Annotated in this window: 26 protein-coding genes; 13 read left to right on the forward strand and 13 right to left on the reverse strand. The window is 69.9% G+C overall.

Features of this window, described 5'->3' with window-relative positions; all coding sequences use genetic code 11:
• Positions 1–9 precede the first annotated feature (9 nt).
• Entirely contained in the window at positions 10–1,491 is a 1,482-nt protein-coding gene (locus tag ABD197_RS10675) for a DEAD/DEAH box helicase (RefSeq protein ID WP_344054334.1), read from the forward strand.
• A 60-nt stretch (positions 1,492–1,551) separates the two neighbouring features.
• The gene (locus ABD197_RS10680; protein ID WP_344054336.1) at positions 1,552–1,965 is read left to right on the forward strand and encodes an SHOCT domain-containing protein; all 414 of its coding nucleotides are present in this window, start codon (positions 1,552–1,554) and stop codon (positions 1,963–1,965) included.
• 69 nt (positions 1,966–2,034) lie between these two features.
• Here ABD197_RS10680 and ABD197_RS10685 read toward each other — a convergent pair whose 3' ends face one another.
• Positions 2,035–2,898: a PHP domain-containing protein gene (locus ABD197_RS10685; RefSeq protein WP_344054338.1), complete on the reverse strand. Its 864-nt coding sequence runs from the start codon at positions 2,896–2,898 to the stop codon at positions 2,035–2,037.
• Positions 2,899–2,974: 76 nt separating this feature from the next.
• On the opposite strand from ABD197_RS10685, the gene ABD197_RS10690 reads away from it, so the two are divergent.
• The 3 genes from ABD197_RS10690 to ABD197_RS10700 are packed head-to-tail and all read left to right on the forward strand — an operon-like array spanning position 2,975 to position 7,239.
• Complete coding sequence (locus ABD197_RS10690) at positions 2,975–3,994, forward strand: endonuclease/exonuclease/phosphatase family protein (protein WP_344054341.1); 1,020 nt, start codon at positions 2,975–2,977, stop codon at positions 3,992–3,994.
• Positions 3,995–4,021: 27 nt separating this feature from the next.
• The gene (locus ABD197_RS10695; RefSeq protein WP_344054343.1) at positions 4,022–5,467 is read left to right on the forward strand and encodes an aminopeptidase P family protein; all 1,446 of its coding nucleotides are present in this window, start codon (positions 4,022–4,024) and stop codon (positions 5,465–5,467) included.
• Positions 5,464–7,239 carry a gamma-glutamyltransferase family protein gene (locus tag ABD197_RS10700; protein WP_344054345.1) on the forward strand — a complete coding sequence of 592 codons (1,776 nt, stop codon included), beginning with the start codon at positions 5,464–5,466 and terminating at the stop codon, positions 7,237–7,239. The genes ABD197_RS10695 and ABD197_RS10700 overlap by 4 nt, the downstream gene beginning before the upstream one ends.
• A gap of 9 nt (positions 7,240–7,248) precedes the next feature.
• On the opposite strand, the gene ABD197_RS10705 is transcribed toward ABD197_RS10700, so the two are convergent.
• Both ABD197_RS10705 and ABD197_RS10710 read right to left on the reverse strand, forming a co-directional pair.
• Positions 7,249–7,926, reverse strand: a complete 678-nt coding sequence (locus ABD197_RS10705) for an alpha/beta hydrolase family protein (RefSeq protein ID WP_344054347.1) — start codon at positions 7,924–7,926, stop codon at positions 7,249–7,251.
• Positions 7,923–8,615 carry a YflT domain-containing protein gene (locus ABD197_RS10710; RefSeq protein ID WP_344054349.1) on the reverse strand — a complete coding sequence of 231 codons (693 nt, stop codon included), beginning with the start codon at positions 8,613–8,615 and terminating at the stop codon, positions 7,923–7,925. Before ABD197_RS10710 ends, ABD197_RS10705 begins: the two co-directional genes overlap by 4 nt.
• Before the next feature lie 72 nt (positions 8,616–8,687).
• Between ABD197_RS10710 and ABD197_RS10715 the strand changes: the two genes are divergently transcribed.
• Genes ABD197_RS10715 through ABD197_RS10725 form a run of 3 tightly spaced genes read left to right on the forward strand, consistent with a single transcriptional unit; the run spans position 8,688 to position 11,703 of the window.
• Positions 8,688–9,998 (forward strand): magnesium transporter MgtE N-terminal domain-containing protein, encoded by a 1,311-nt coding sequence (locus ABD197_RS10715; protein WP_344054351.1) that lies wholly within the window; start codon positions 8,688–8,690, stop codon positions 9,996–9,998.
• Positions 9,998–10,537 (forward strand): DUF1003 domain-containing protein, encoded by a 540-nt coding sequence (locus tag ABD197_RS10720; RefSeq protein ID WP_344054353.1) that lies wholly within the window; start codon positions 9,998–10,000, stop codon positions 10,535–10,537. Before ABD197_RS10715 ends, ABD197_RS10720 begins: the two co-directional genes overlap by 1 nt.
• 2 nt (positions 10,538–10,539) lie before the next feature.
• Positions 10,540–11,703 (forward strand): Mrp/NBP35 family ATP-binding protein, encoded by a 1,164-nt coding sequence (locus ABD197_RS10725; protein ID WP_344055838.1) that lies wholly within the window; start codon positions 10,540–10,542, stop codon positions 11,701–11,703.
• Positions 11,704–11,709: 6 nt separating this feature from the next.
• On the opposite strand, the gene ABD197_RS10730 is transcribed toward ABD197_RS10725, so the two are convergent.
• Positions 11,710–12,099, reverse strand: coding sequence for a twin-arginine translocase TatA/TatE family subunit (locus ABD197_RS10730; RefSeq protein ID WP_344054355.1), 390 nt, complete (start codon positions 12,097–12,099; stop codon positions 11,710–11,712).
• Positions 12,100–12,171: 72 nt separating this feature from the next.
• On the opposite strand from ABD197_RS10730, the gene ABD197_RS10735 reads away from it, so the two are divergent.
• Complete coding sequence (locus ABD197_RS10735) at positions 12,172–12,807, forward strand: O-methyltransferase (RefSeq protein WP_344054357.1); 636 nt, start codon at positions 12,172–12,174, stop codon at positions 12,805–12,807.
• Between the two features lie 48 nt (positions 12,808–12,855).
• On the opposite strand, the gene ABD197_RS10740 is transcribed toward ABD197_RS10735, so the two are convergent.
• From ABD197_RS10740 to dapE, 3 genes are all read right to left on the reverse strand, one after another.
• A complete protein-coding gene (locus ABD197_RS10740; RefSeq protein ID WP_067875042.1) occupies positions 12,856–13,029 on the reverse strand; it encodes a DUF3117 domain-containing protein in 174 nt (57 codons plus the stop codon).
• 93 nt (positions 13,030–13,122) lie between these two features.
• A complete protein-coding gene (locus tag ABD197_RS10745; RefSeq protein WP_344054359.1) occupies positions 13,123–14,349 on the reverse strand; it encodes a hypothetical protein in 1,227 nt (408 codons plus the stop codon).
• On the reverse strand, positions 14,331–15,407 hold the full coding sequence (gene dapE / locus ABD197_RS10750; protein ID WP_344054361.1) for a succinyl-diaminopimelate desuccinylase: 1,077 nt from the start codon (positions 15,405–15,407) through the stop codon (positions 14,331–14,333). The genes ABD197_RS10745 and dapE overlap by 19 nt, the downstream gene beginning before the upstream one ends.
• A gap of 62 nt (positions 15,408–15,469) precedes the next feature.
• Between dapE and dapD the strand changes: the two genes are divergently transcribed.
• From dapD to ABD197_RS10770, 4 genes are all read left to right on the forward strand, one after another.
• Positions 15,470–16,426: a 2,3,4,5-tetrahydropyridine-2,6-dicarboxylate N-succinyltransferase gene (gene dapD / locus ABD197_RS10755; RefSeq protein WP_344054363.1), complete on the forward strand. Its 957-nt coding sequence runs from the start codon at positions 15,470–15,472 to the stop codon at positions 16,424–16,426.
• A gap of 51 nt (positions 16,427–16,477) precedes the next feature.
• The gene (gene ppk2, locus ABD197_RS10760) at positions 16,478–17,374 is read left to right on the forward strand and encodes a polyphosphate kinase 2 (protein WP_344054365.1); all 897 of its coding nucleotides are present in this window, start codon (positions 16,478–16,480) and stop codon (positions 17,372–17,374) included.
• A 69-nt stretch (positions 17,375–17,443) separates the two neighbouring features.
• Entirely contained in the window at positions 17,444–19,843 is a 2,400-nt protein-coding gene (locus ABD197_RS10765) for a GMC oxidoreductase (protein WP_344054367.1), read from the forward strand.
• A gap of 4 nt (positions 19,844–19,847) precedes the next feature.
• Positions 19,848–20,945 carry an alpha/beta fold hydrolase gene (locus ABD197_RS10770; RefSeq protein WP_344054369.1) on the forward strand — a complete coding sequence of 366 codons (1,098 nt, stop codon included), beginning with the start codon at positions 19,848–19,850 and terminating at the stop codon, positions 20,943–20,945.
• A gap of 18 nt (positions 20,946–20,963) precedes the next feature.
• Here ABD197_RS10770 and ABD197_RS10775 read toward each other — a convergent pair whose 3' ends face one another.
• From ABD197_RS10775 to ABD197_RS10800, 6 genes are all read right to left on the reverse strand, one after another.
• Positions 20,964–22,259: a citrate synthase gene (locus ABD197_RS10775; RefSeq protein ID WP_344054371.1), complete on the reverse strand. Its 1,296-nt coding sequence runs from the start codon at positions 22,257–22,259 to the stop codon at positions 20,964–20,966.
• Between the two features lie 214 nt (positions 22,260–22,473).
• On the reverse strand, positions 22,474–23,583 hold the full coding sequence (dapC, locus tag ABD197_RS10780; protein WP_344054373.1) for a succinyldiaminopimelate transaminase: 1,110 nt from the start codon (positions 23,581–23,583) through the stop codon (positions 22,474–22,476).
• A gap of 6 nt (positions 23,584–23,589) precedes the next feature.
• Positions 23,590–23,910, reverse strand: a complete 321-nt coding sequence (gene fdxA, locus ABD197_RS10785; RefSeq protein WP_344054375.1) for a ferredoxin — start codon at positions 23,908–23,910, stop codon at positions 23,590–23,592.
• Between the two features lie 4 nt (positions 23,911–23,914).
• Complete coding sequence (locus ABD197_RS10790) at positions 23,915–24,307, reverse strand: DUF6113 family protein (protein WP_344054377.1); 393 nt, start codon at positions 24,305–24,307, stop codon at positions 23,915–23,917.
• A 28-nt stretch (positions 24,308–24,335) separates the two neighbouring features.
• Complete coding sequence (locus ABD197_RS10795) at positions 24,336–24,650, reverse strand: AzlD domain-containing protein (RefSeq protein WP_344054379.1); 315 nt, start codon at positions 24,648–24,650, stop codon at positions 24,336–24,338.
• Positions 24,651–24,663: 13 nt separating this feature from the next.
• Positions 24,664–25,368, reverse strand: coding sequence for an AzlC family ABC transporter permease (locus ABD197_RS10800; RefSeq protein WP_344055839.1), 705 nt, complete (start codon positions 25,366–25,368; stop codon positions 24,664–24,666).
• Between the last annotated feature and the right edge of the window lie 76 nt (positions 25,369–25,444).

Consider the following 25,444-nt stretch of genomic DNA (forward strand, 5'->3'; position numbering starts at 1 on the left):
GCCCACATCGTGACCACGTTCGCCGAACTCGGCGTCGACCAGGACATCGTCCAGACCCTCGCCGAGAAGGGGATCGTCGACGCGTTCCCCATCCAGGAGCAGACGATCCCCCTCGGACTTCCCGGCCAGGACATCATCGGCCAGGCCAAGACCGGCACGGGTAAGACCTTCGGTTTCGGCATCCCCGTCGTGCAGCGCCTCGGACCCGACCCCGCGCACGGTGTCAAGGCCCTCATCGTCGTCCCGACGCGCGAGCTGTGCGTCCAGGTGTACGAGGACATCGACATACTCACGCGCGGTCGCTCCACGAGCGTCGTCGCCATCTACGGCGGAAAGGCCTACGAGGGTCAGATCGATCAGCTGAAGGCGGGCGCGCAGATCGTCGTCGGTACCCCCGGGCGACTGATCGACCTGAACAACCAGCGCCTGCTCGACCTGTCGCACGCCACCGAGGTGGTCCTCGACGAGGCAGACAAGATGCTCGACCTCGGCTTCCTCCCCGACATCGAGAAGATCTTCTCGAAGGTCCCGGCGATCCGTCACACGCAGCTGTTCTCGGCGACGATGCCCGGCCCGATCGTGGCGCTCGCACGCCGGTTCATGACGAACCCGATCCACATCCGCGCGACCGATCCCGACGAGGGTCTCACGCAGGCCAACATCAAGCACCTCGTCTACCGCGCGCACTCGCTCGACAAGGACGAGGTGATCGCGCGCATCCTGCAGGCCGAGGGCCGCGGCAAGACCGTGATCTTCACGCGCACGAAGCGCGCGGCGCAGCGCCTCGCGGACGAGCTCGGCGACCGCGGCTTCAATTCCGCCTCCGTGCACGGCGACATGAGCCAGGAGGCGCGCGAGCGCTCGATGGCCGCGTTCAAGGCCGGCAAGAAGGACGTCCTGATCGCGACCGACGTCGCCGCACGCGGCATCGACGTCGACGACGTCACGCACGTGATCAACCACACGATCCCGGACGACGAGAAGACCTACCTGCACCGAGCCGGCCGCACGGGCCGGGCCGGCAAGACCGGCATCGCCGTGACGTTCGTCGACTGGGATGACCTGCACAAATGGGCGCTCATCAACCGCGCCCTCGAGTTCGGCCAGCCCGAGCCGGTCGAGACCTACTCGTCGAGCCCACACCTGTACACCGATCTCGACATCCCCGCCGGCACGAAGGGTCGCCTCGTCACGGCACCGCGCACGCAAGCGGTCAAGACGCAGGATGCCGCTCCCGCCGCGTCGGGCGACCGCGACGGCGCACCGCGCCGCCGCCGTCGCCGTGGCGGTCAGGGCGGCGAGGCGGACCAGGCACGCACGGCCGAGTCCGCTCCCGTCGTCCCCGCCGAGCACGGTGCGGACGACGGTGCCGACGGGCAGGGCACGCACGACGGCGGCGGCAGCGAGCACCACGACGGCAATGCGGCGCCGCGACGCCGCCGTCGCCGCCGCGGCGGCTCCCGCCCGAGCGGCGCGCCCGCCGGCGCCTGAGCCACGCGCTAGTGTGATCGGCGCGGCGACCGTGCCGCATACCTCGCACGAAAGGCAGCAATGAGAATCATCGAAGCAGTGGAGTACCAGGGATTCTGGGGCTCCATCGGGGACTTGATCTGGTGGTTCCTGTGGGCGTTCGTCTTCTTCACCTACCTGATCGCCCTGTTCGCCGTGGTCGGCGACCTGTTCCGCGACCACAAGCTCAGCGGGTGGTGGAAGGCCGTCTGGATCATCTTCCTGATCTTCGTCCCGTTCCTGACCCTGCTGGTGTACCTGATCGCCCGCGGCAAGGGCATGCAGGAGCGCGGCGCGGCGCAGGCGCGTGAGTACAAGGCCGCTCAGGACCAGTACATCAAGTCGGTCGCGACCTCGAGCCCGGCGGAGGAGATCGCGAAGGCCAAGGCGCTGCTGGATTCCGGAGCGATCACTCAGGCGGAGTTCGACAGCATCAAGACCAAAGCACTCGGCTGACCCCAGCCCGTCCACGAAGGTCCCGTCGCATCGCGGCGGGACCTTCGTCGTCCATCGGAGGGCGGCAGTTCAGGCGTAGACCGGTGTCGTCCCGCGCGCACGGGCGATCAGGCGTGCCACCATGTCGTCGCTCGTGGTGTGCTCCCCCGGCCGGTTCGGCTTCCCGAGCCCGTGATAGTCGCTCGAGCCGGTGACGATCAGGTCGCGTTCCTCGCAGATCCTGCGCAGGGTCCGGATGCCGGGCTCGAGGTTCTCGCGGTGGCCGAGCTCGAATCCGCCGAGGCCGGCATCCAGCATCCGCTGCATCACGCCCTCAGGCAGAAGGCCCGCGCGCCCGGCCGGGTGCGCGATGATCGGCACGCCGCCCGCGGCCACGACGGTTTCGACCGCCAGCACCGGATCGGGGGCGTACAGCGCCACGTAGTACTCCCCGCGCGGGCTGAGGATGTCCTCGAACGCCTCGGTCCGGTCGCGCACGTGCCCTTTCGCGATGAGGGCGTCGGCGATGTGCGGTCGCCCGATCGTCGCGCCGTCGGAGGTCTGGGCGAGGATGTCGTCCCAGTGCAGGTCGAAGTCGCGCGAGATGCGATCCGCCATCGTCCGGGCGCGATCCGTGCGGGACGCGCGGATCCGGTCGGTCATGGCGCGGAGCCCCGCGTCGTCGGGATCGAACAGGTAGGCCAGGACATGGACGCTCCGCCACTCGTGCTTCGCCGACAGTTCCATACCGGGGATGAAGGTCATGCCGAGGGACCCTGCCGCCTCCGCGGCCTCGGACCACCCGGAGGTCGTGTCGTGGTCCGTGAGCGCCGCGGTGCGCAGGCCGTGCGCGTGCGCGGCCGCCATGACCCCCGCCGCGGACTCGGTGCCGTCGGAGTGGATCGAGTGCAGGTGCAGATCGCTCGGCCCCTCGAAGCGTCGCGTTCCCGGCATCCTTGAAGCGTAGCGCGGGCGGCCGGACGCGAGCCGCTCGCGCCGACCTCTCAGACTGCTGACATAGAGTCGCGGGGTGCTGCGCCTGCTCGGGATCCTCGCGACCGTGATCTTCGCGATCGCGGCGGCGATCCTCACCTGGCCGGCCTTCTTCCGCCTCGAGCGGACCTTCCCGATCGCGCAGATCGTGTCCTTCCGCGGTTTGCTCGCGGTCGCGTTCGCGGTGATCGCCGTCGTCGCGCTGCTGCTCGCGATCGCGCGCCCGCTGCGCGCGCTCGCCCTCTCGGTCGCGGTCATCGCGCTCGTGGGCGCGGTGGGCAACGCCGCGGTCCTCACCTCCCGCGGGACCGGCACGGACGCCCTGCCCGCCAAGACCGAGAACACGATCCGGGTGATGACATGGAACACGGCGGGCTCGGCGACCTCCGCGGACACCGTCGCGCAGATCGCGGTCGCGATGGATGCCGACATCGTGACCCTGCCCGAGACGACGATCGAAACCGGAGGGGCCGTCGCCGTCGCGATGCGCGAGCTGGGGCACCCGATGTGGGCGCACTACACGGACTACCCCGAGACGCAGTGGGATGCCGGCTCGACGACGCTCCTGATCTCGCCGGAGCTCGGTGACTACGCCGTGATCGAGTCCTCTTTGGACGGGTCGAGCAACACCTCCACGGTCCCGAGCGCGGTCGCGATGCCCACGAACGGCGACGGGCCGATCGTGGTCGCCGCCCATGCCGTCGCCCCCCGCCAGAGCTACATGCAGTACTGGCGATCCGACCTGCAGTGGCTCGCCGACCAGTGCGTCGACGACAACGTGATCATGGCGGGCGACTTCAACGCCACGATCGATCACATGACGAACCTCGGTGTGGACGGCGGCACACTCGGACGGTGCCTCGACGGCGCGAGCGAGACCGGCAACGGCGGAGTAGGGACGTGGACCGCGCAGATCCCGGCTCTCGCCGGAGCGCCGATCGATCACGTCATGGCCTCCAGCCACTGGCGGGCGACAGGATCCCTGGTCCTGCAGTCCATGGACGCATCGGGCAGCGACCATCGCCCGCTGATCGTCCAGTTCGAACCGGTCGACTGAGTCCCACCCCGGTGCGAGACTGGTGCGATGAGCACCGCAGGCGAGGCGACCGGCACGACCGAAGCCACTGAGACCATCCCCGCAGAATCCGGGCAGATCCCCGAGAACAGCACTGTGAACCGCCGCCAGGGCTTCGGCGACGGCTTCCTCGAGACGATCTCGGACGGCTGGGCCGAGCGCCCCGAGGTGCTGCCCGTTCCGCGCGAGCAGGCGCCGTACGCCGCACGTCGGCGGGACGCCGTGTCCGCGGCGTTCCCCGGCAGACGGCTCGTGGTTCCCGCGGGGCCGTACCGGGTGCGCAGCAACGACACCGACTACCCGTTCCGTGCGCACTCGGCGTTCGCGCACCTGACCGGGTGGGCCTGTGATGCGGTGCCCGATTCCGTCCTCGTCTTCGACCCGCTCCCAGCGGGCGGCCACGACGTGACGCTGTACTTCCGCGAGCGCGCCGACCGCACCACGGCGGAGTTCTACGCCGACGCGTCCATCGGGGAGTTCTGGATCGGCCCCCGCCCCTCCCGGGCGGCCGTCGCGGCCGACCTGCAGATTCCGACCGATCACATCGACGCGTTCTCGGCATCCCCCGACGACCTCGTCGTCGATGCGGATGCCGACCTCACCCGGTTCGTCTCCGAGCTGCGCCTGCGCAAGGACGACTACGAGGTCGCGCAGCTGCAGCTCGCGGTCGATGTGACAGCCGACGGCTTCGACGACATCCTCGCCGACCTGCCGCGGATCATCGCCCACCCGCGCGGCGAGCGGATCGTCGAGGGCGTCTTCCACCAGCGCGCCCGCAGCGACGGTAATTGGGAGGGGTACGACACGATCGCCGCGTCCGGACCGCACGCGTGCTATCTGCACTGGACCCGCAACGACGGGGCCGTCCGCCCGGGCGACCTCATCCTGATCGACGCGGGCGTCGAGGTCGACAGTCTCTACACCGCCGATATCACCCGCACCATTCCGGTGAGCGGCACCTTCACCGACGTGCAGCGTCGCGTGTACGAGGCGGTGCGCGAAGCCGCCGACGCCGCGTTCGCGGCCGCCCGCCCGGGTGCGAAGTTCAGCGAGCTGAACGCCGCGGCGTGGCGGGTGATCGCCGAGCGCGTGCACGAGTGGGGCTTCCTGCCGGTCACGCCGGCGGAGTCGCTCGACCCGGCCACCGGTCACCATCACCGCCGCTACATGGTTCACGGCACGAGTCACCACCTCGGGATCGACGTGCACGACTGCGCACAGGCGCGGCGCGAACTCTACGCGGGCGGAACGCTCGAGCCCGGCATGGTCTTCACGATCGAGCCCGGTCTGTACTTCCAGATCGACGATCTGACCGTGCCCGAGGAGTACCGGGGCATCGGCGTGCGCATCGAGGACGACATCCTCATGACCGAGGACGGCCCGGTGAACCTCTCTGCTGCGATCCCGCGGACCGCGGACGAGGTCGAAGCGTGGATCGCTCGGCAGAGCGCGTGAGTTTCACCCCGCCCGAAGCCTTCACCACACGACCGACGCTCACCGGGACATTCGGCATGTCCGCGTCCACGCACTGGCTCGCGACGGCGAGCGCCCAGGCGGTTCTGGAGCGCGGCGGCAACGCGTTCGACGCCGTCGTCGCGGGCGGTTTCGTGCTGCACGTCGTCGAGCCGCACCTGAACGGTCCCGGCGGCGATCTCGTCGGGATCTTCGCCACGGCGACGGACCCGGGAACGCCGGTGGTGCTCATGGGGCAGGGACCCGCACCCGCGGCCGCCACGATCGCGCACTACCGCGCCGAGGGCCTGGACCTCATCCCCGGGGCGGGAGGGCTCGCGGCGGCGGTGCCCGGCGCGGTGGACGCCTGGCTGACCCTCCTGCGCGACCACGGGACGTGGGAACTCGGCGACGTCCTCGCCTACGCGATCGGCTACGCCCGCGACGGTCACCCCCTCCTCGCGCAGGCCGCCGGCACGATCGCGCGGGTCGCCGACCTCTTCAGGACGCACTGGCCGAGCTCGGCGTCGCTGTGGATGCCGGATGATCGGGTGCCCGCCGCGGGCACGATCGTGCGCAATCCGGCTTATGCCGCCGTGCTCGACTCGCTCGTGGACGCCGGGAGCGGCATCCGAGGCGACGGTGAAGCGGACCGCGCGGCGCGCATCGACGCCGCGCGCCGGGAGTGGAAGACCGGCGCCGTGGCCCGCAGCGCGGCCCGGTTCCTGGCGGAGCCTCACCGCCATTCGGACGGCGCCGACCACGCGGCGGTCATCGCGACAGCCGACTTCGCGGCGTTCGACGCGGGCTACGAAGCAGCCGTCACCGTCGACGTCCGCGGTCACACGATCGCGAAAGCGGGTGCGTGGACGCAAGGGCCCGCACTGCTGCAGACGCTGCGCATCCTGGACGGGTACGACGAGATCGACCCGTCCACCGAACGCGGGGCGCACACGATCCTCGAGGCTCTCAAGCTCGCCCTCGCCGACCGCGACGCGTACTACGGCGACGGCGATCTCGCCCTTACCGAACTCCTCTCCGCCGACTACGCCGCCGTTCGCCGCGCACAGATCGGTGACGAAGCCTCTCGCGAGTGGCGTCCGGGGCACCTTTCCGGCCGCGCGCCCTTCCGTCCCCCGCTGCGCCGCACGGCCGGCGAGCCCGCAGCCGCGGGCGTCGGCGAGCCGACGCGCGGTGACACGTGTCACATCGACGTGACCGATCGATGGGGCAACATGATCGCCGTGACCCCGTCCGGTGGGTGGTTGCAGTCCTCCCCCGCCATCCCCGAACTCGGGTTCTGCGTCGGCACCCGGCTGCAGATGATGTGGCTGGATGCCGACTCCCCCGCGGCGCTTCGACCGGGCAGCCGCCCGCGGACGACCCTCACGCCGACGCTCGTCCTCCGGGACGGCCGAGCCGTGATGGCGCTCGGGACACCCGGCGGTGATCAGCAGGAGCAGTGGCAGGTTCCCGTCCTCCTGCGGATGATCCTCGGCGGTTATTCGGCGCAGCAGGCGATCGATGCGCCGTCGTTGCACACGACGGCGCTCGTGGACTCGTTCTGGCCGCGCGGCTGGACACCGGCCGGCGTCGTCGTCGAGGACCGCCTCGGCGACGCCGTGATCGACGGTCTGCGCGCACGCGGGCACGACGTGACCCGCGCCGGCGACTGGTCGCTCGGCAGGGTCTCGGCGGTCGGCCGGAACCGCGACGGTCTAATTTGGGCGGCGGCCAACCCGCGCGGGATGCAGGGCTACGCGGCGGGACGCTGACCCCGCAGCTCAGCTGCGCTCGCGCAGGAATCCCGCCACGAGCGGTGCGAGAGCAGCACCCACCTCATCCGCGGGGCGTTTGCGCCCCTTCACCTCGAACGAGTGTCCGCCGCCGTCGACCCACGCGATCTGCGCGTCCCGACACGACGCGACAGCCTCCTCGAGTTGGGCGTGCGGATCCACGAACGGATCCTTCGTGCCCTCCACGAACAACTGTGGCATCACCACTGCAGGCAGGTGTGCGGCCCGCGACTTCGTCGGGTCACCGGGCGGGTGCAGCGGATAGCCCAGGTACACCAGGCCGCGGGGCGCGATCGCACCCTCGGCGGCCGCCATCGATGCCATCCGGCCACCGTAGGACTTCCCCGCCGCCCACACCGGCACACCCGGCGCATGGGCCTGCGCGTACTCCATCGCGGCGCTCCACGCGAGGACCGCGTGCGAGGCCGGACCCGGCATGCGCCTGCCCGCTTCGACGTACGCGAAATTGAACCGCACGGTCGACACGCCCTCGGCGCGCATCCCTCTGGACAAGCCGATGAGGAACGGATGCCGGAAGCCCGCTCCGGCGCCGTGCGCGATCACGAGCGCCGCCCAGGGGTCTTCGACGGGTTCGTGGTCGACGGACACGTCCACCGGACCCGACGGCAGCTCGACGCGCAGGCGAGCCGGGTCGGGCCTGGTCAAGACTGTGCGTCCGGACGGCCGCCGGCCGGCGGCTCGGCGTCCGGCTCGGGCCGGTCGGCGGGCACGGGCGGCTCGGGCCGCTCCTGTGGCTCGGCCGGGGCCTCGACCGGCGGCTGCGGGCCGGACGCGGCCGGCCGGATGCGCTCACCGTAGCGGGGTGGCTCGGCATCGGCATCCGGAACCGGCGCCGCGGGCGCCGCGGCGGGCGGAGCGTCGTCCGCGGATCCGCCCAGGACCTGCCGCGCGCGCTGGACGCTCGAGGCCGCGATCATGAGCTCGTAGTGGTCGGCGACGACCTGCATCACCGACGCGAAGTCGCGACGGCGCCTCACGAACGAGTACGTGACGATGCTGAGCAGCATGCCCAGGGCGATTCCGACGAAGATCACGCCCACGAACGCCTGGATCGGCACCGACGGCGAGCCGATCACGAGGATCGCGCTGAACAGGAGTCCGAGCAGCACACCGTTCGTGGCGCCGGCCCGCGCGGCGGTGGCGTAGCCGAGCTTGCCCGTCACCTTCTCGACCGAGCGCAGCCCCTGACCGACGATCGCGATGTCCCGCGCCGGAACCTCTCCGGCGATCAGACGCGAGACGGCCTTCTGCGCGGCCTCGTACGTCGGGAAGCTCGCCACGGTCTGCCCGAGATCGCCGACGCTCTGCGGAAACCGCCCACCGTTCATGCTCATGGCCCCATCCTCCCACCCGAACCTCAGCGGACCCTCTCTGCGTGCCGAGCGCACCGGGCTACGCTGGATCGTGTGAGCACGCAGAGGGTCTTCGTCGCACGCCTGTCGGGGTGCTCCGTCTTCGACCCCGCCGGCGATCGCCTCGGCAAAGTCCGCGACGTCGTCGTGATCTATCGCAAGGAGGATCCGCCGCGCGTCGTGGGACTCGTCGTCGAGATCCCGGGCCGCCGGCACGTGTTCGTCTCGATCGGCCGGGTCACCTCGATCGCCACCGGGCAGGTGATCACGACCGGGCTGATCAACGTGCGCCGCTTCCAGCAGCGCGGCGGTGAGGTGCGCGTGCTCACCGAACTCGTCGGGCGACGCGTGTTCCTCGCCGACGGATCCGGCACCGCAGTCATCGAGGACGTCGCGATCGAGCGCAACCGTCTCGGCGAGTGGGACGTCGGCCAGCTTTTCCTCCGGCGTCCCCGTACGAGCGCATCGCCGTTCGCGAAGGGCCCGACCACGTTCGCGAACTGGTCGGAGGTGCACGAGCAGCAATTGCCCGGCGAGTCCCAGTCCGCCGAGCAGCTGGTCGCCACGTTCTCCGACCTGCGTCCCGCCGACCTCGCGAACAGCCTCCTCGACCTGTCCGACGAGCGCATGATCGAGGTCGCCGAGGAGCTGTCCGACGAGCGCCTCGCCGACGCTCTGGAGGAGATGCCCGAAGAGGAGCAGGTGCACATCCTCGAACAGCTCGGCGACGAGCGCGCCGCCGACATCCTCGACGCGATGGAACCGGACGACGCGGCCGATCTCCTCGGCCAGCTCCCGGATGCCCGCTCCGAACAGCTCCTCGAGCTCATGGAGCCTGAAGAGGCCGAGGACGTCCGCGCGCTGCTGCAGTACGGACCCGACACCGCCGGCGGTCTCATGACGAGCGAGCCGATCGTGCTGTCCGCCGATGCGACGGTCGCCGAAGCCCTCGCGCTGATCCGCCGTCACGAGCTGCATCCTGCCCTGGCGGCATCCGTGTTCATCACCCTCCCGCCCTACGAGACGCCCACCGGGCGCCTGCTCGGGACGGTGCACTTCCAGCGGATGCTGCGGTACCCGCCGCACGAGCGGCTCGGGGCGATCATCGACGACACCCTCGACCCGGTGCCGGCCACCGCCACCGCGGCCGAAGTGGCCCGGATGCTGGCCAGCTACAACCTCGTCTCGCTTCCGGTGGTCGACAAGGCCCGTCGCCTGGTGGGTGCGGTGAGCGTGGACGACGTCCTGGACTACCTGCTGCCGGACGACTGGAGATCGTACGGCGGTGACGAACAGTCCGACGGGGATGACCCGCGTGTGCCGGCCGTGCCGGTGACGACGGCCGCAGTGCCGAGGAGGCGATGATGGCCCGCAGCTCACGTCTGCCCTCGCTCGACGCGCCCCGCGGCCGCACCGGGATGCTCAGCCGCAATCCGCAGCCCTCACGGGACCGCTTCGGCCGGTTCTCCGAGGCGTTCGCCCGCGGAATGGGCACGTCCGGCTTCCTGATCGGCATGACGGTCTTCGTGGCCGTCTGGCTCGCTTGGAACACGTTCGCCCCGGTGCCGCTGCAATTCGATCCGCGCTCGACGAACTTCACCCTGTTGACCCTGATCCTCTCGCTGCAGGCCTCGTACGCTGCGCCGCTCATCCTGCTGGCCCAGAACCGGCAGGACGACCGCGACCGCGTGCAGATCGAGCAGGACCGCCAGCGCGCCGAGCGCAACCTCGCCGACACCGAGTACCTCGCTCGCGAGATCGTGGCGCTGCGCATGGTGGTCGCCGACGTCTCGGAGGACATCGTGACCAAAGAGGTGCTGCGGAACGAGATCAAAGCGCTCCTGGAGCAGCTGGACGATCGCGCGGCGACCCCACGCGTGCACGCGGACACGACAGAGCGGTGACCATCGAACCGCACGCGTCCGCCCTCGAGGACGCCGTCCGACGCGCCGTCGGCGCCGTGAGCGATCCCGAACTGCGCCGCCCGCTCGCCGAGCTCGGCATGCTCCGCGACATCGCGGTCGACCGGGGTCGCGCCCGGGTCGGGATCGCGCTCACGATCGTCGGCTGCCCGGCCGCCGAGCGCATCGCCTCGGACGTGCGTGCTGCGGCGGCGTCCGTCTCGGGCGTCGACGACGTCGAACTCGAGATCGGGGTCATGTCACCGGCTGAACGACGCGACCTGACCGAGCGACTCCGCGAGGGGCGTCCCGCGCGGCAGATGCCGTTCGGCCCCGACTCGCTCACGCGCGTGATCGCGGTCACGAGCGGCAAGGGCGGGGTGGGCAAGTCCACCCTCACCGCGAACCTCGCCGTCGCACTCGCTGCGCGAGGACTCTCGGTGGGTCTGGTCGATGCCGACGTGCACGGCTTCTCGATCCCCGGACTTCTCGGGCTCGTGGATGCCGAGGGCGCGGTGCCGCAGCCGACCCGGCTCGACGACCTCATGCTGCCGCCGATCGCGCACGACGTGAAGGTCATCTCGATCGGTATGTTCCTGCAGTCCCGCGCGGGCGACGCGCCCGTCGGTGCCGTGGCGTGGCGCGGCCCCATGCTCCACCGCACGGTCACGCAATTCCTCACCGATGTCTTCTTCGGCGACCTGGACGTACTGCTGCTGGACATGCCGCCCGGCACGGGTGACATCGCGATCTCGGTGGGACAGCTTCTCCCCCACGCCGACGTGATCGTCGTCACCACGCCGCAGAGCGCCGCCGCGGACGTCGCGGTGCGCAGCGGTCTCGTCGCACGCCAGACCGGGCAGCGCGTGATCGGTGTCGTCGAGAACATGGCTGCGCTCACGCTCCCTGACGGCACGGTGATGGACCTCTTCGGCTCCGGCGGGGGCCTGAGGGTCGCCGAGACGCTGTCGGATGCGGCGCACGACGTGCCGCTCCTGGCGTCCGTCCCGTTGAGTCCCGCGCTCCGCGCGGATGCCGACGACGGCCGCCCGGTGGTGATCGCACACCCCGACGACCCCGCGGCGCAGCAGATCGATGCCCTGGCTGCGATTCTCGCCGCGCAGCCCCGAGGGCTTGCGCGTCGCTCGCTCCCCTTCAGCGCGGGGTGAGCCGGATCAGGTCGCTTCGTCGTCGAACGGCGGCGGGTTCTCGGCGGTGAAGGGCATGATCGCGCTCTGCGGCTTCGTGAACGCCGCCGCCGTGGTGACGGCCGCAGCCGCACCGGCGGCGCGCACCGTCGGGACCGGCGCGTCATCCAGCAGCGCTTCGCGGATGATCCGGCGCGGATCGTACTGACGCGGGTCGAGCGTGCGCCAGTCGACGTCGTCGAAGTCCGCGCCCATCTCGTCCTTCATCCGCGTCTTCGCGGTCGTGACGTACTCCTTCGCCTTCTTGGCGACCTTCGTCAGGCTCTCCACATAGCGCGGCAGCCGCTCGGGTCCGATCAGGAGCCCCGCGACCAATCCGATCAGCAGAAGCTTCTCGATCGTGAGCCCGAAGAACATGCACTCAGATTACCGCCGCGCCTGAGCGGTCGACGCCGCACCGGCCCGTACGCTGAGGGGGAAGGAGCACCTATGGCCGAGCACGACGCGAACCACCGCTTCGCCGCGGAGGCGACGGTCGAACCCGACCACATCGTCCGCGCCCGAGCACACGCACTCGAACTGGGGGCATCGCCGATCAGCGCGCCGGTCGGCGCGCAGTGCGCGGTGATCGCCGCCGCGTCGCGCGCCCTGAACATCGTCGAGATCGGCACGGGTGCCGGGGTGTCGGGGCTGTGGCTCCTGTACGGCTCGCCGCGTGCGACGCTCACGACGATCGACAGCGAACCCGAGCACTTGGGTGCCGCCCGGCAGTCTTTCGCCGAAGCCCGCATCCCCCCAGCCCGCGCGCGCTTCATCACGGGCCGCGCCGCGGATGTCCTGCCGCGCATGAACGAGGCGTCGTACGACATCGTGCTGGTGGATGCCGATCCCGAGGGTGTCATCGAGTACGTCGAGCATGGTCTCCGCCTCGTGCGCGCCGGCGGCACGGTGCTCGTGCCGCGGGTCCTGGGCAACGGTGCAGTGGCGGATCCGGTGCGGCGCGACCGCGTCACCGCCGCGTACCGGTCGCTCATCCACGAGACGCAGTCCTCACCCGCCGTGATCGGCGCGCTGTCCATCGTGGGTGAAGGACTCCTTCAGCTCACGACGCGCCCCTCGGAATGAGAACACGAACGGCCGGTCCGAAGACCGGCCGTCAGGCGTGAGAGATGCTCAGGCGGGGTTCACGACTCCGCCCAGCACGTCGTAGAGCTCCTTGGCCTCAGCGTCGTTCACGGAGACGACCAGGCGCCCCCCACCCTCGAGCGGAACGCGCACGATGATGAGGCGACCTTCCTTCACGGCCTCCATCGGCCCGTCTCCGGTTCTCGGCTTCATGGCTGCCATCGTGGCTCCCTTTCGTCGTAGTCTGCATGTCAAGTTTATCCCGCCGGCCGGACACGGGCTAACGCGCGCGTGTTGGCCGGCGTCGCATCGCCGTCAGGGAATCTGCCAGTACGTGTTGCCGAGTCCGTACATGTTGTAGATCCACCACCACTGTCCGAGCAGGCACAGCCCCAGGATCGACACCCGCCACCAGACCGATCGGGGCACCGCCACAGCACCCCACAGGGGCGACAGAAGCAGCAGGAGCCGGAAGATGCTCGACTGCGGGAAGAACACCGCCAACAGGTACAGCAGATAGGACGCCGACCACAGCCGGATCTCCGGACCCATCCGACGCACGTGCGGCTCGAAGAGCAGCAGCGCGGCGACCGCGACGATCGATGCCGCGAGGGCGATGTAGCCGGTGATGGCTCCGAGACCCCACGAGGCGAACCAGAAGCCGGCGCCCTGCACGAATCCTTCGAAGGGCACGAACCCGGCGGAGGCCTCGCCCAACCAGTTGCGCCGCCAGGCGAGTTCGGTGGCCAGGTACGCGCCGGGATCCCCGGTGACCGCACCGGCGATGACCTGCCAGGAGAACCCCGTCACGGCCGCAAGGAGCCCCAGCGCGACGATGTGGACGACCTCGCGGACGCGCAGGGGCTCCGAGCGCCGGGAGAACCACCGCCAGATTCCGAACAGGGCGAGGAACAGCGCGAATGCCAGCACCCCCGGGCGGGTGAAGGCCATGAGGGGCACGAGCGCATACAGCCACGCATACCGGCGCCGCATCACCGACCACAGTGCGAGGAGGAGCCACAGCAGGAACAGCGCCTCGGCGTAGCCGACCTGGAACATCGCCGCGAGCGGTGCGCACGCGAAGAACACGACGGCCCACATCGCCGCATCCTCCTCGGCCCGCATGCGGACGATCCGGTAGAGCACGAGGCAGCCCAGGTAACCGGCGACGAGGGAGATGACGACCGCTCCGGCACCCCAGGATCCAAGCGGCAGACCCAGCGCTTTCCCGAGGTATGCGTAGACCGGCATGAAAGCCCACTGGTTCTCCGCGACCTGGCCGGACTCGGTGAGCGGCAGTTCGGAGGGATAGCCGTTCTCCGCGAGATACCAGTACCACTGGGCATCCCACCCGAGTGCGAACCGCCCCAGATCAGCGTCCTGGCCGAACCGGGACGCCGGGCCGGACAGCTGACCCGCCAGCAGGAGGAACGCCGTCGTCACGACGCGCGCACCCAGATACAGGATGCCGATCCGCAGCGCCGCCGGGACCGAAGCCCATCGGCCGGCACCCGCCGCGGATGTCAGGGCGCGCTCAACCACGCCCGCAGTCCGCGCTCGACGTCGACGATCTGAGCGAGCGGCACGCGCTCCTGGTCGTGATGCGCCAGATGGGGGTCGCCGGGTCCGTAGTTGACCGCGGGTACACCCATCGCCGAGAATCGCGCGACGTCCGTCCAGCCGTACTTCGGTCGGGCCTCGGCGCCGACCGCTGCCACGAACTCCTGCGCGAGGGAGGCATCCAGCCCGGGTCGCGCACCGGCGGCGACGTCGATCACGTCGACCTCGAACCCCGCGAACACGTCCCGCACATGGCGTTCGGCATCCTCCGTCGACCTGCTCGGCGCGAAGCGGTAGTTCACCTCGATCTCGCACAGGTCGGGGATCACGTTGCCCGCGACACCCCCGCCGATGCGGACAGCGTTGAGCCCCTCCCGGTACACGAGTCCGTCGACCGGAACCTCTCGCGGACGGTACTCGGCGAGGCGACTGAGCACCGGCGCCGCCCGGTGGATCGCGTTCTCGCCGATCCATGCACGCGCACTGTGCGAACGCACGCCGTGCGTGCGCACGATCACGCGCATGTTGCCGTTGCAGCCGCCCTCGACCGCGCCGCCCGTCGGCTCGCCGAGGATCGCGAAGTCGCCGGCGAACAGGTCGGGCCGAGTGCGGGCCAGCCGTGTCAGTCCGTTGAGGTCGGCGTCGACCTCTTCGTGGTCGTACCACATCCAGGTGATGTCGATCCGGGGGTCGGTGAACTCTGCGGCGAGCTTGAGCTGCACCGCCACCCCCGCCTTCATGTCGACCGTGCCGCGCCCCCACAGGACCGCCTCGCCGTCGACGTGCTCTTCTCGGGTCGGCAGGTTGTCGTTGATCGGCACCGTGTCGATGTGACCGGCGATCACGACGCGCTGCGGTCGCCCGAGCATCGTGCGGGCAACGATCGTGTCACCGTCCCGGAAGACCTCCAGGTGATCGAGCGGACGCACGGCCGCATCGATGAGATCGGCCAGAGTCGTCTCGTCGCCGGACACGCTCGGCACGTCGCAGATCGCCCGGGTGATGTCGATCGAGCTCGCGGTCAGATCCAGCGTCGGCATCCTTCGATCCTAGCGTCGGGGCCGGGACGGGCCCCGGGTCCGGGTGCCGGTACCGTGGTGACATGAGCGACGAGCGTTGGGTGTGGGGCACCGGGCTGGTGACGACCGCCGAGAACGGGACGGTACTGGACACCTGGTTCCCCTCTCCCGAGATCGGGCGCATCCCGTTGGGTCTGGATCCCGCGATGCCCCCCGACGACCTCGACCGCCATGCGGTGCCCGACCCGCGCCGCGCGGTCACGGTCGACACGATCACGATCGAGGTCGATCTGGACGCCGCACCGTCCTCGACGTCGGACGCGTACCTGCGGCTCCACGCGTTGTCGCACCGTCTCGTGGCGCCCAACGCCGTGAACCTCGACGGCATCTTCGGGCACCTCCCGAATGTCGCGTGGACGAACGCCGGACCGATGCATCCCGACGACGCCGCACGTCTGCGGCCGTTCCTCCTGCGCGACGGCATCCAGATCCAGGGGCTCGACAAGTTCCCCCGACTCCTGGACTATGTGAGTCTCCCCGGTGTCCGGATCGCCGATGCGTCGCGCGTCCGCCTGGGCGCGTACCTGTCCCCCGGCACCACCGTGATGCACGAGGGGTTCGTGAACTTCAACGCGGGCACGCTCGGCGCGTCGATGGTCGAGGGCCGCATCTCGCAGGGGGTCGTCGTCGGCGACGGCAGCGACATCGGCGGCGGCGCGTCGATCATGGGCACCTTGTCCGGCGGCGGGGCCCACCGTGTCGCCATCGGCGCGCGCACCCTGCTCGGGGCGAACGCGGGCGTGGGCATCTCGCTCGGTGACGACTGCGTCGTCGAGGCGGGGCTGTACGTGACGGCCGGTTCGAAGATCGTCCTGGCCGACGAGCCGGCCGGCCACGACGGCGCGCGTCGCAGCGTGAAGGGCGCGGAGCTCTCCGGGCGCGACGGCATCCTGTATCGGCGCAATTCGCTCACCGGCGCGATCGAGGCCGTCCGGAGGGTCGGCGTGGGAGTCACCCTGAACGACGCCCTGCACGCGTAAAGTCGAGCCAGCACCGCCGGTGGGGCGGCGTGAGACAGGCAAGGGAGTCCCATGGCCGCGCGAATGGCGAAGAAGCTGTACGAATCCGAGCTCATGGTTCTGCAGGCCAAGCTCGTGGACATGCAGGCGTGGGTCCAGGCGACGGGCGCACGCATCGTCGTGATCTTCGAGGGCCGCGATGCCGCCGGCAAGGGATCCACGATCAAGCGTGTGTCGGAGTACCTGAATCCGCGCGTCACCCGCATCGTCGCCCTGAACACACCGAGCGAGCGCGACAAGACACGGTGGTACTTCCAGCGGTACGTCCCCCACCTCCCGGCTGCGGGCGAGATCGTGCTCATGGACCGGTCCTGGTACAACCGCGCCGGTGTCGAGCACGTGATGGGCTATTGCACGAGTGTGGAGTACCACCGCTTCCTGCATCAGACGCCGATCTTCGAGCGGATGCTGGTCGAGGACGGCATCATCCTCATCAAGTACTGGTTCAGCGTGTCCGACAAGGAGCAGGAGCGGCGCTTCCGCGACCGCGCGGACGACCCGATGCGTCGCTGGAAGCTGAGTCCGAACGATGTCCTGTCCATCACGAAGTGGGAGGACTACTCCCGCGCGAAGGACACGATGTTCGTGCACACCGACATCCCCGAGGCGAAGTGGTGGGAGGTCGACAACGAGGACAAGCGCCGCGGTCGCATCAACACGATCGCGCACCTGCTCTCCCAGATCCCGTACGAGGTCGTCGAGCGCGAAGAGGTCATCGTGCCCGAACGTCCGGCATCCGGCGGGTACGAACGACCGCCCCGTGACATGACCTCGACCGTCCCGGACTACGCGAAAGAGCTGGAGAAGCGCCACAAGGACGAGCGCGTCGCCTCCAAGAAGAGCAAGAAGGATCGCGAGGCGGACGCCGCGGACATCGCCGAGAAGGAAGAGGAGAAAGAGGGCCTCTGAGCCGCCCTATCCCCCCGGTCGCGCTGGTGCCATAATCCTCCCAGCGGCTGTCTCCGGGGGGAGGTCGGCGTGTCGCAAGAGCAGACTGTCGAGTACGTCGACTCGCTCGTCGTCGGAAGCGGCTTCGGCGGATCCGTCGCCGCGTACCGGCTCGCGAGCGCCGGTCGGTCTGTCGTCCTGATGGAACGGGGGCGACCCTACCCGCCCGGGACGTTCGCACGGACACCGAGCGAATTCAGCGAGAACTTCTGGTCGCCGCCCGATTCGCTGTACGGCCTGTTCGAGACCTGGAGCTTCCGCGGCCTCGAGGGCGTCGTCTCCAGCGGCCTGGGCGGCGGGTCCCTCATCTACGCGAACGTCCTGCTGCGCAAGGATCCGGACTGGTTCGTGCACGATTCGCCGCTCCCCGGCGGCGGATACGAGAACTGGCCGATCAGCCGCGAGGACCTCGATCCGCACTACGACGAGGTCGAGAGGATGATGGGGGCTGCCCCCTACCCGTATACGGACACCTCGAAGACGGTCGCCTTCGAGGAAGCGGCACACCGCGCGGGTCTGCGGACGCTGCGTCCTCCGCTCGCGGTGTCCTTCGCGCCGGAGCGCGAGGGACGTCCTTCGGTGGGCCTCGTGGCCGCCGCGCCGTACGGCAACATCCACGGCTCCGAGCGCTTCACGTGCATGCTGTGCGGCGAGTGCGACATCGGGTGCAACTACGGCTCCAAGAACACGCTCGATCACACGTACCTGTCGGCGGCCGCACACGCCGGCGCGGACATCCGCACGCTCCACGAGGTCAAGGGGTTCCGCCGGCTCGACGGGGCGTGGGAGGTCCGCTACCGCGTGCACGATCCGCACACGGGCGTTGGCATCGACCGGGTCATCAACGCGACCCGGCTCATCCTGGCCGCCGGGACGTTCGGCTCCACGTACCTGCTGCTGAAGAACCGCGCCTCCCTCCCCGGTCTCAGCACCGCGATCGGAACGCGCTTCTGCGGCAACGGCGATCTTCTCGGCTTCCTGTTCAACGCCCGCGAGAGCATCGAGCGGACCGCGAAGGCGCGTCGCCTGGTGAGCAGCCGCGGACCCGTCATCACGAGCGCCGTGCGCGTCGGCGACCGGGCTGACGGCGACGACTCCGACGCGAAGGGTCGCGGATACTACGTGCAGGATGCCGGATACCCCGGGTTCCTGAACTGGCTGATGGAGCTCAGCCAGTTGCGATCGGTCATCTCGCGCAGCACCCGGGTGGCCGCCCGCATGCTGGCCTCGCGCCTCTTCGGCGAGGCGCGCTCGAACGTGTCGCGCGACCTCGCATCGGCGATCGGCAAAGTCTCGCTGTCCTCGTCCTCCATGCCGGTCCTCGGGATGGGGCGCGACCTGCCGGACGGCATGATGTATCTGGAGGGGGGCCGTCTCCAGATCGACTGGACCACGGCGACCTCGATCGACTACTTCGCTCACATGCGCGCGACGATGGCGAAGATCGCCGCCGAGCTCGGCGCGGAGTATGCGGACAACCCGCTCTGGTGGGCAAAGCGCGTGATCACCGTGCATCCGCTCGGCGGAGCGCCCATGGGTCGGCATCCGTACGAAGGCGTCGTCGACGCATGGGGCAAGGTGTTCGGCACCGAGGACCTGTGGGTCCTCGACGGGTCGGTCATGCCCGGTCCGACCGGACCCAACCCGTCCCTCACGATCGCCGCGTTCGCCGATCGTGCGGTCACACGCCAGCTCGATTCCCCCATCCCCCGTCGCCGTCGCACACCCGTACGAAGCACACCCGAGGAGAGGACACCGCCGATGGATGCCGAATCCCCCGCCGACCCGGATGCCACGTCGGTCCGCTTCACGGAGCAGATGAAGGGCTTCGTGAAGCTCGGCGCGAGCGATCCCCGCGACGCGTACGAGGACGCCCGTCTCCTGGATGAGAAGTTCATGTTCGAGCTGACGATCTCCACGCCCGACATCGACGGATTCGTCGCCGATCCGTTGCACGCGGGCTCGGCATCCGGGTTCGTCGACGCCGACGTCCTGGGCGGTCAGGTGCCGGTCGAACGCGGATGGTTCAACCTGTTCGTCCAACCCGGCAACGCCGCGGAACGGCGCATGATCTACCGGTTGTGGATCACGCCCGACTCCGGCGCACCCTTCACGGTGCTCGGCGTGAAGGATGTGCACGACGACCCGGGCTTCGACCTGTGGGATGACACGACGACCCTGTACGTCCAGCTGCTGACCGGACACGTCCCGCCGCCGGAGGGCGGCGAACGCGGCGACCTCCTCCCCGTCGGGCATCCCGAGGTCACCGGGGCCGGGCTGCTGCGAATCAAGCCGCTCGATTTCGCGAAGCAGATGACGACGTTCCGCACCACAGGCCCCGAAGGAGCGGCAGCGGTCGCCGGGTTCGGGAGCCTGTTCCTCGGTCAGCTGTGGGACACGTACGCCGGCCTCGCGGCTCGAGAGGACTGACGGGATGAGTCCCGAGACATCCGCCCGGACAGAGACCGCACCCGTGCGCGCGCCCGCGAAGTACGTGCGACCGGGGACGCGCGGCCAGGAGACGGAGATCATCCCGTTCGCGGCGGACGACGGTGTCCCGCTCACGATGCTGCATGTCACGCGCCCGGCAGCCCCGACCCCGCGCGGTCCCGTCCTCCTCGTCCACGGCGCCGGGGTGCGCGCCGAGATCTTCCGCCCTCCGCTCGAGCACACGCTCGTCGATGCGCTGCTGGACGACGGCTTCGATGTGTGGATGGTGAACTGGCGCGCTTCGATCGACCTCCGCCCGGTCGCGTGGACCCTGGATGATGCCGCCGCGTACGACTACCCGGCGGCCGTGCGCCTGGTCCTCGGCCGGACGGGGGCCACGACGCTGAAGGCGTTCGTGCACTGCCAGGGGTCGACCTCGTTCGTGATCTCGGCGATCTCCGGGCTCGTCCCCGAGGTGACGACCATCGTGACGAACGCGGTGTCGCTGCACACCGTCCTGCCCGCGTGGTCGGTCGTGAAGATCGGGGTGCTCTCGCCGATCGTGCGCCGCTACAGCCCGACGCTGTCCCCCAAATGGGGCTACCGGACAGAGGGAGGCTTCTCCCGCCTGCTGCGAAGCGTCGTGGTCGCGACGCACCCGGAGTGCGAGAACCCGGTCTGCAACATGGTGAGCTTCACATACGGCGCAGGGCATCCCGCGCTCTGGGCCCACCGCAACATCGATGCCGCGACCCATGACTGGCTGACAGGCGAATTCGCCGGCGCTCCCATGACGTTCTTCGCTCAGATGAGGGAGAGCGTCCGCGCGGGCCACCTCGTTCCGACGGGGCGGGTTTCTCTTCTGTCGACGGACTACACGGCGCCGCCCAAGACCGACGCCCGCTTCGTCTTCCTCGCGGGATCGGACAACCGCTGCTTCCTCGCCGAGGGGCAGCGTCGTTCGTTCGCGCACTTCGAGGCGATCTCACCCGGGCGGCATGCGTACCACGAGTTCCCGGGGTACGGACACCTCGACGTCATCTTCGGCGCGAACGCCTGGCGGGAAACGCACCCCACGATCGTCGCCGAGCTGAGGGCCTGACGAGCGGCGGATCCGCCCTTATGCGCCCGGGTAGTCGCGCTGTGCGGCGCCAACGTAGAGCTGCTGCGGGCGCCCGATCTTGGTCTGCGGGTCGGACTGCATCTCGCGCCAGTGAGCGAGCCAACCGGGCAGCCGGCCGATCGCGAAGAGGACGGTGAACATGCGCGTCGGGAAGCCCATCGCCTTGTAGATCACGCCGGTGTAGAAGTCGACGTTCGGGTACAGGCGCCGCTCCTTGAAGTAGTCGTCCTCCAGGGCGAGCTGCTCGAGCTCCTTCGCGAGATCCAGGAGCGGGTCGCTGACGCCGAGAGCGCTGAGCACTTCGTCCGCCGATTCCTTCACGAGCTTCGCGCGCGGGTCGTAGTTCTTGTAGACCCGGTGGCCGAACCCCATGAGCTTGACGCCGTCCTCCTTGTTCTTCACGCGCTCGACGAAGCGCTGCACGCTCTCCCCCGAGTCGCGGATGCGGGCCAGCATCTCCAGCACGGCCTCGTTCGCGCCGCCGTGCAGGGGCCCGTACAGGGCGTTGATGCCTGCCGAGATCGAGGAGAACTGGTTGGCGCCGGTCGACCCGACCAGGCGCACCGTGGAGGTCGACGCGTTCTGCTCGTGGTCCTCGTGCAGGATCAGCAGCCGCTCCAGGGCACGACTCATCACAGGATCGACGTCGTAGATCTCGCTCAGCACGCCGAAGTTGAGCTTCAGGAAGTTGTCGACGAAGCTCAGCGAGTTGTCCGGGTACAGGAATGCCTGCCCGATGCTCTTCTTGTGCGCGTACGCCGCGATCACCGGGAGCTTCGCCAGCATCCGGATCGTGTTGAGCTCGATGTGCTCGGGGTTGTGCGGGTCGGACTGGTCTTCGTAGTACGTCGAGAGTGCGGAGACGGCCGAGGACAGCACCGACATCGGGTGGGCCGTGTGCGGCAGCGCGGTGAAGAAGCGCTTCAGGTCCTCGTGCAGGAGTGTGTGGTGGCGGATGCGGTCGTCGAACGCGGCCAGTTCGTCCGCCGTGGGCAGCTCGCCGTAGATGAGGAGCCAGGCCACCTCGAGATAGCTGCTGTTCTTCGCCAGCTGCTCGATGGGGTATCCGCGGTAGCGCAGGATCCCCTGGTCACCGTCGATGAACGTGATCGCCGACTTCGTCGCCGACGTGTTGACGAATCCGTAGTCCAGCGTCGTGTGGCCGGTCTGCCGGGTGAACGTCGAGATGTCGACGCTCGGCACCCCGTCCGTGCCGCGCAGCAGCGGGAACTCGGCGGTGCGGTCACCGATCGTGAGGGTGGCCTTGTCCTGCTGGGTGCCCGATTCGCTCACGGCGCCTCCTCGCGATTCCTGGTCGTTCCGGGGGTCTCGACGCCCTGCGGATCGCATGGAGAGGCGTTTCCGAGAGCCGGCGTGATGGCGTGGGATGCCGCGCCACCGCGCCTCTACAGCCTACTGGCGTGTTCGGCATACTGCGGACACGACCAAAGGCATCCGGCATCCGGTAGAGGAATCCTCCCATGCACGCCGTTGATACCCGCGGTGTTCATCCCGCCGATCGGAGTCGCTCTGCGGCAGCGGCGATGCGCTCGTCCGTCGCTGTGAGGGAGAGCCGGACATGCTCGGGGAAATGCGGGCCGTAGAAGTGACCGGGACCGGAGAGGATGCCGAGGTCGGCCAGACGGCCGACGCTCTCCCACGCGTCGCGGGACTCGGTCGCCCAGAGGTACAGCCCCGCCTCGCTGTGGTCGATGCGGAAGCCGGCCTCCTGCAGCGCGGGCCGGAGCACGTCGCGGCGCCGCCGGTACCGCTCCTTCTGGGAAGCGACGTGCTCGTCATCGGTGAGCGCCGCGATCATCGCGGTCTGCACGGGCGCGGGCAGCATGAGCCCGAGATGCTTGCGGGCGGTGAGCAGACGGGCGACGATCTCGGGGTCGCCCGCGAGGAACGCGGCGCGGTAGCCGGCCAGATTGGACTGCTTGCTGAGCGAGTACACCGACAGGACCCCGCGTACGTCGCCCCCGGTGACCCGGGAATCCAGAACCGACGGGATCGCCTCGTCGGCCCACCGTCCGTCCCAGCCGAGTTCGGCATAGCATTCGTCGCCGGCCAGGACCGCGCCGAGCTCGCGTGCCCGACCCACGGCAGTGCGGAGGAGGGCGGCATCCAGCACCCGCCCGTCGGGGTTGCCGGGCGAGTTCAGCCAGACCAGTCGAGTGCCTTCGGGCCACTCCGACGGGTCGTCGGACGCGAATGGCGTCGCCCCCACCAGGCGTGCGCCGACCTCGTATGTCGGGTAGGCGGCACGCGGGTGCACGACCGTGTCGCCGGGTCCGATGCCGAGGAGCAGAGGAAGCAGCGCGACGAGCTCCTTCGAGCCGATCGTCGGCAGGACGTTCGCCGGCGTCAACGCGCTCACCCCGCGGCGGCGGGCGTACCACGCCACGATCGCCTCGCGGAGCGCCGGGGTACCGAGCGTCTGCGGATAGGCGTGCGCATCGGTGGCATCCGACAGCGCCCGCGCGATCACGGCGGGTGTGGGATCCACCGGCGAGCCGATGGAGAGATCGACGATCCCGTCGACATGGGCGCGGGCGCGCTCCGCGTACGGCGCGACGGCGTCCCAGGGGTAGTCGGCGAGGTCGGCGACGCCCATGGGCTGCTACGGCGCCTGCGGCGGGAGCGCGTCGATCACGGGGTGGTCCTTGTGGATCACGCCGACCTTCGCGGCGCCACCGGGCGATCCGACGTCCTGGAACCACTCGACGTTGGCCTTGTAGTAGTCCTGCCACTCGTCCGGGAGGTCGTCTTCGTAGTAGATGGCCTCGACGGGACACACGGGCTCGCACGCGCCGCAGTCCACGCACTCGTCCGGATGGATGTAGAGCATCCGATCGCCTTCATAGATGCAGTCGACGGGGCACTCGTCGATGCAGGCGCGGTCCTTCACATCTACGCACGGGAGAGCGATCACATACGTCACGGGTCTAGTCTAGGTCGCTCCCGGAGCCGGTATCCCCCGCGACCGGCCGCAGTCTGCTCGGCCAGGCGACGGCGATCACGACGAGGATCGGCACCGCGACGGTCCAGACGACGGCGAGATCGGTCTGTGCGACGATGACCGACCCACCCGGGCCCCGGCCGGAGAACGCGATCGTCGCGGCGATCATCCCGAGTCCCGCCGCCAGTGCGCTCCAGCGATCGCCGGTCAGCAGACGGACGGCCGCGAGGAGCGCGGCGCTGCCGATGACGGCGAGGACGAGGCCGAGCGGAAACCAGCCGAGACGGAACGAGTGGGCGATCGTGCCGGCCAGACCGTACACCGCCCCCACCAGGAAGGCGACGAGCCAGGTCGCGATCCGCGAAAGCGAAGACTGCACGCCGGACAGCCTATGCGACGGCGAAACGTCACGAGGCCCATCCCCACAGGCGCAGCAGCGCCGCCGCGAGAGCCGCCGCCGCGACGACGACGAGGAAGGGCGCACGCAGGAGCAGGAGCCCTGCGGCCACGAGCACCGCCGGGACCCGCGCATCGATCACGACGGCCTGGCCGGCGCCGAGAGTCTGGACGGCCACGAGAGCGGCGAGGAGGGCGACCGTCAGCAGATCGGCGATCCGCATCGGACGCGGTGCATCCAGCCATCGCTGCGGGATGAGGTAGCCGAGCGTCTTCCACACGACGCACACGATCGAGGCGATCAGGATCGCCGGCCACAGGGTCATGACATCGCCTCCGTCACGGCAGTCCGATCCTCTCCGGAACGTCTCCGGGCTCATCCGCCGGCGGACGCCCACCGCCCAGCCAGTCGAACCAGCCGACGATGACCGCGACCACGGCGGCGATCAGGACCGGTACGCCGGGCATGAGCGCCGGGGTCAGGATCGTCGCGACGACGGCGGCGGCGACCCCGACCGCGATGGGCTGCCGACGCCTCAGGCGCGGCCAGAGCAGAGCGAGGAACGCCGCCGCCGCCGCGGCATCCAATCCGTACGCCTTCGGATCTCCGAGGACGTCGCCCAGGAGCGCGCCGGCGACGGTGGAGATGTTCCAGCCGATGTAGATCGCGACGCCCGTCACCCAGAACCCGAGCTTGCGCGCGCGGGCGTCGGTCTGCGCGAGCGAGACCGCGGTCGACTCGTCGATCGTGAACTGGGCGGCGCCCAGGCGGCGCCAGAACCCGGTCCCGATGACGGGCGACATCCGCATGCCGTACGCGATGTTGCGGACTCCGAGGAGGGATGCCGAGGCGATCGCCGCCGGTGCCGCCGGCAGTCCGCCCGCCGCGATCACACCGACGAAGGCGAACTGCGATCCTCCCGTGAACATCACGAGACTCAGCACAGCGGTCTGCCAGATGTCCAGACCCGCAGCGACCGCCAGCGCTCCGAACGAGACGCCGTACGCGCTGGTCGCGAGGGCGACACCGAGCCCCTGCCGGATCGCCGCACGGGCCGACGCCTCGTCCGGAGAGGAACGCTCGTCATCGGCGGGCGCAGGAGGCGATGGCACTGCCCCA

It is taken from the genome of Microbacterium lacus, from assembly GCF_039531105.1.
In the GTDB taxonomy this organism is placed as follows: domain Bacteria; phylum Actinomycetota; class Actinomycetes; order Actinomycetales; family Microbacteriaceae; genus Microbacterium; species Microbacterium lacus.

Coding starts and splice junctions, on each gene's coding strand:
- dapC (WP_344054373.1), bottom strand. CDS start 23,583: ATGGGCGTCGCCGACCTCGCCGACTACCCCTGGGACGCCGTCGCGCCG.
- ABD197_RS10710 (WP_344054349.1), bottom strand. CDS start 8,615: ATGAGCATGAACGGTGGGCGGTTTCCGCAGAGCGTCGGCGATCTCGGG.
- dapD (WP_344054363.1), top strand. CDS start 15,470: ATGAGCGACGAGCGTTGGGTGTGGGGCACCGGGCTGGTGACGACCGCC.
- dapE (WP_344054361.1), bottom strand. CDS start 15,407: ATGCCGACGCTGGATCTGACCGCGAGCTCGATCGACATCACCCGGGCG.
- ABD197_RS10730 (WP_344054355.1), bottom strand. CDS start 12,099: ATGTTCTTCGGGCTCACGATCGAGAAGCTTCTGCTGATCGGATTGGTC.
- ABD197_RS10770 (WP_344054369.1), top strand. CDS start 19,848: ATGAGTCCCGAGACATCCGCCCGGACAGAGACCGCACCCGTGCGCGCG.
- ABD197_RS10735 (WP_344054357.1), top strand. CDS start 12,172: ATGGCCGAGCACGACGCGAACCACCGCTTCGCCGCGGAGGCGACGGTC.
- ABD197_RS10795 (WP_344054379.1), bottom strand. CDS start 24,650: ATGACCCTGTGGCCGGCGATCCTGATCGCCTCGATCGTGTGCGTCGTG.
- ABD197_RS10740 (WP_067875042.1), bottom strand. CDS start 13,029: ATGGCAGCCATGAAGCCGAGAACCGGAGACGGGCCGATGGAGGCCGTG.
- ppk2 (WP_344054365.1), top strand. CDS start 16,478: ATGGCCGCGCGAATGGCGAAGAAGCTGTACGAATCCGAGCTCATGGTT.
- ABD197_RS10720 (WP_344054353.1), top strand. CDS start 9,998: ATGGCCCGCAGCTCACGTCTGCCCTCGCTCGACGCGCCCCGCGGCCGC.
- ABD197_RS10685 (WP_344054338.1), bottom strand. CDS start 2,898: ATGCCGGGAACGCGACGCTTCGAGGGGCCGAGCGATCTGCACCTGCAC.
- ABD197_RS10695 (WP_344054343.1), top strand. CDS start 4,022: ATGAGCACCGCAGGCGAGGCGACCGGCACGACCGAAGCCACTGAGACC.
- ABD197_RS10680 (WP_344054336.1), top strand. CDS start 1,552: ATGAGAATCATCGAAGCAGTGGAGTACCAGGGATTCTGGGGCTCCATC.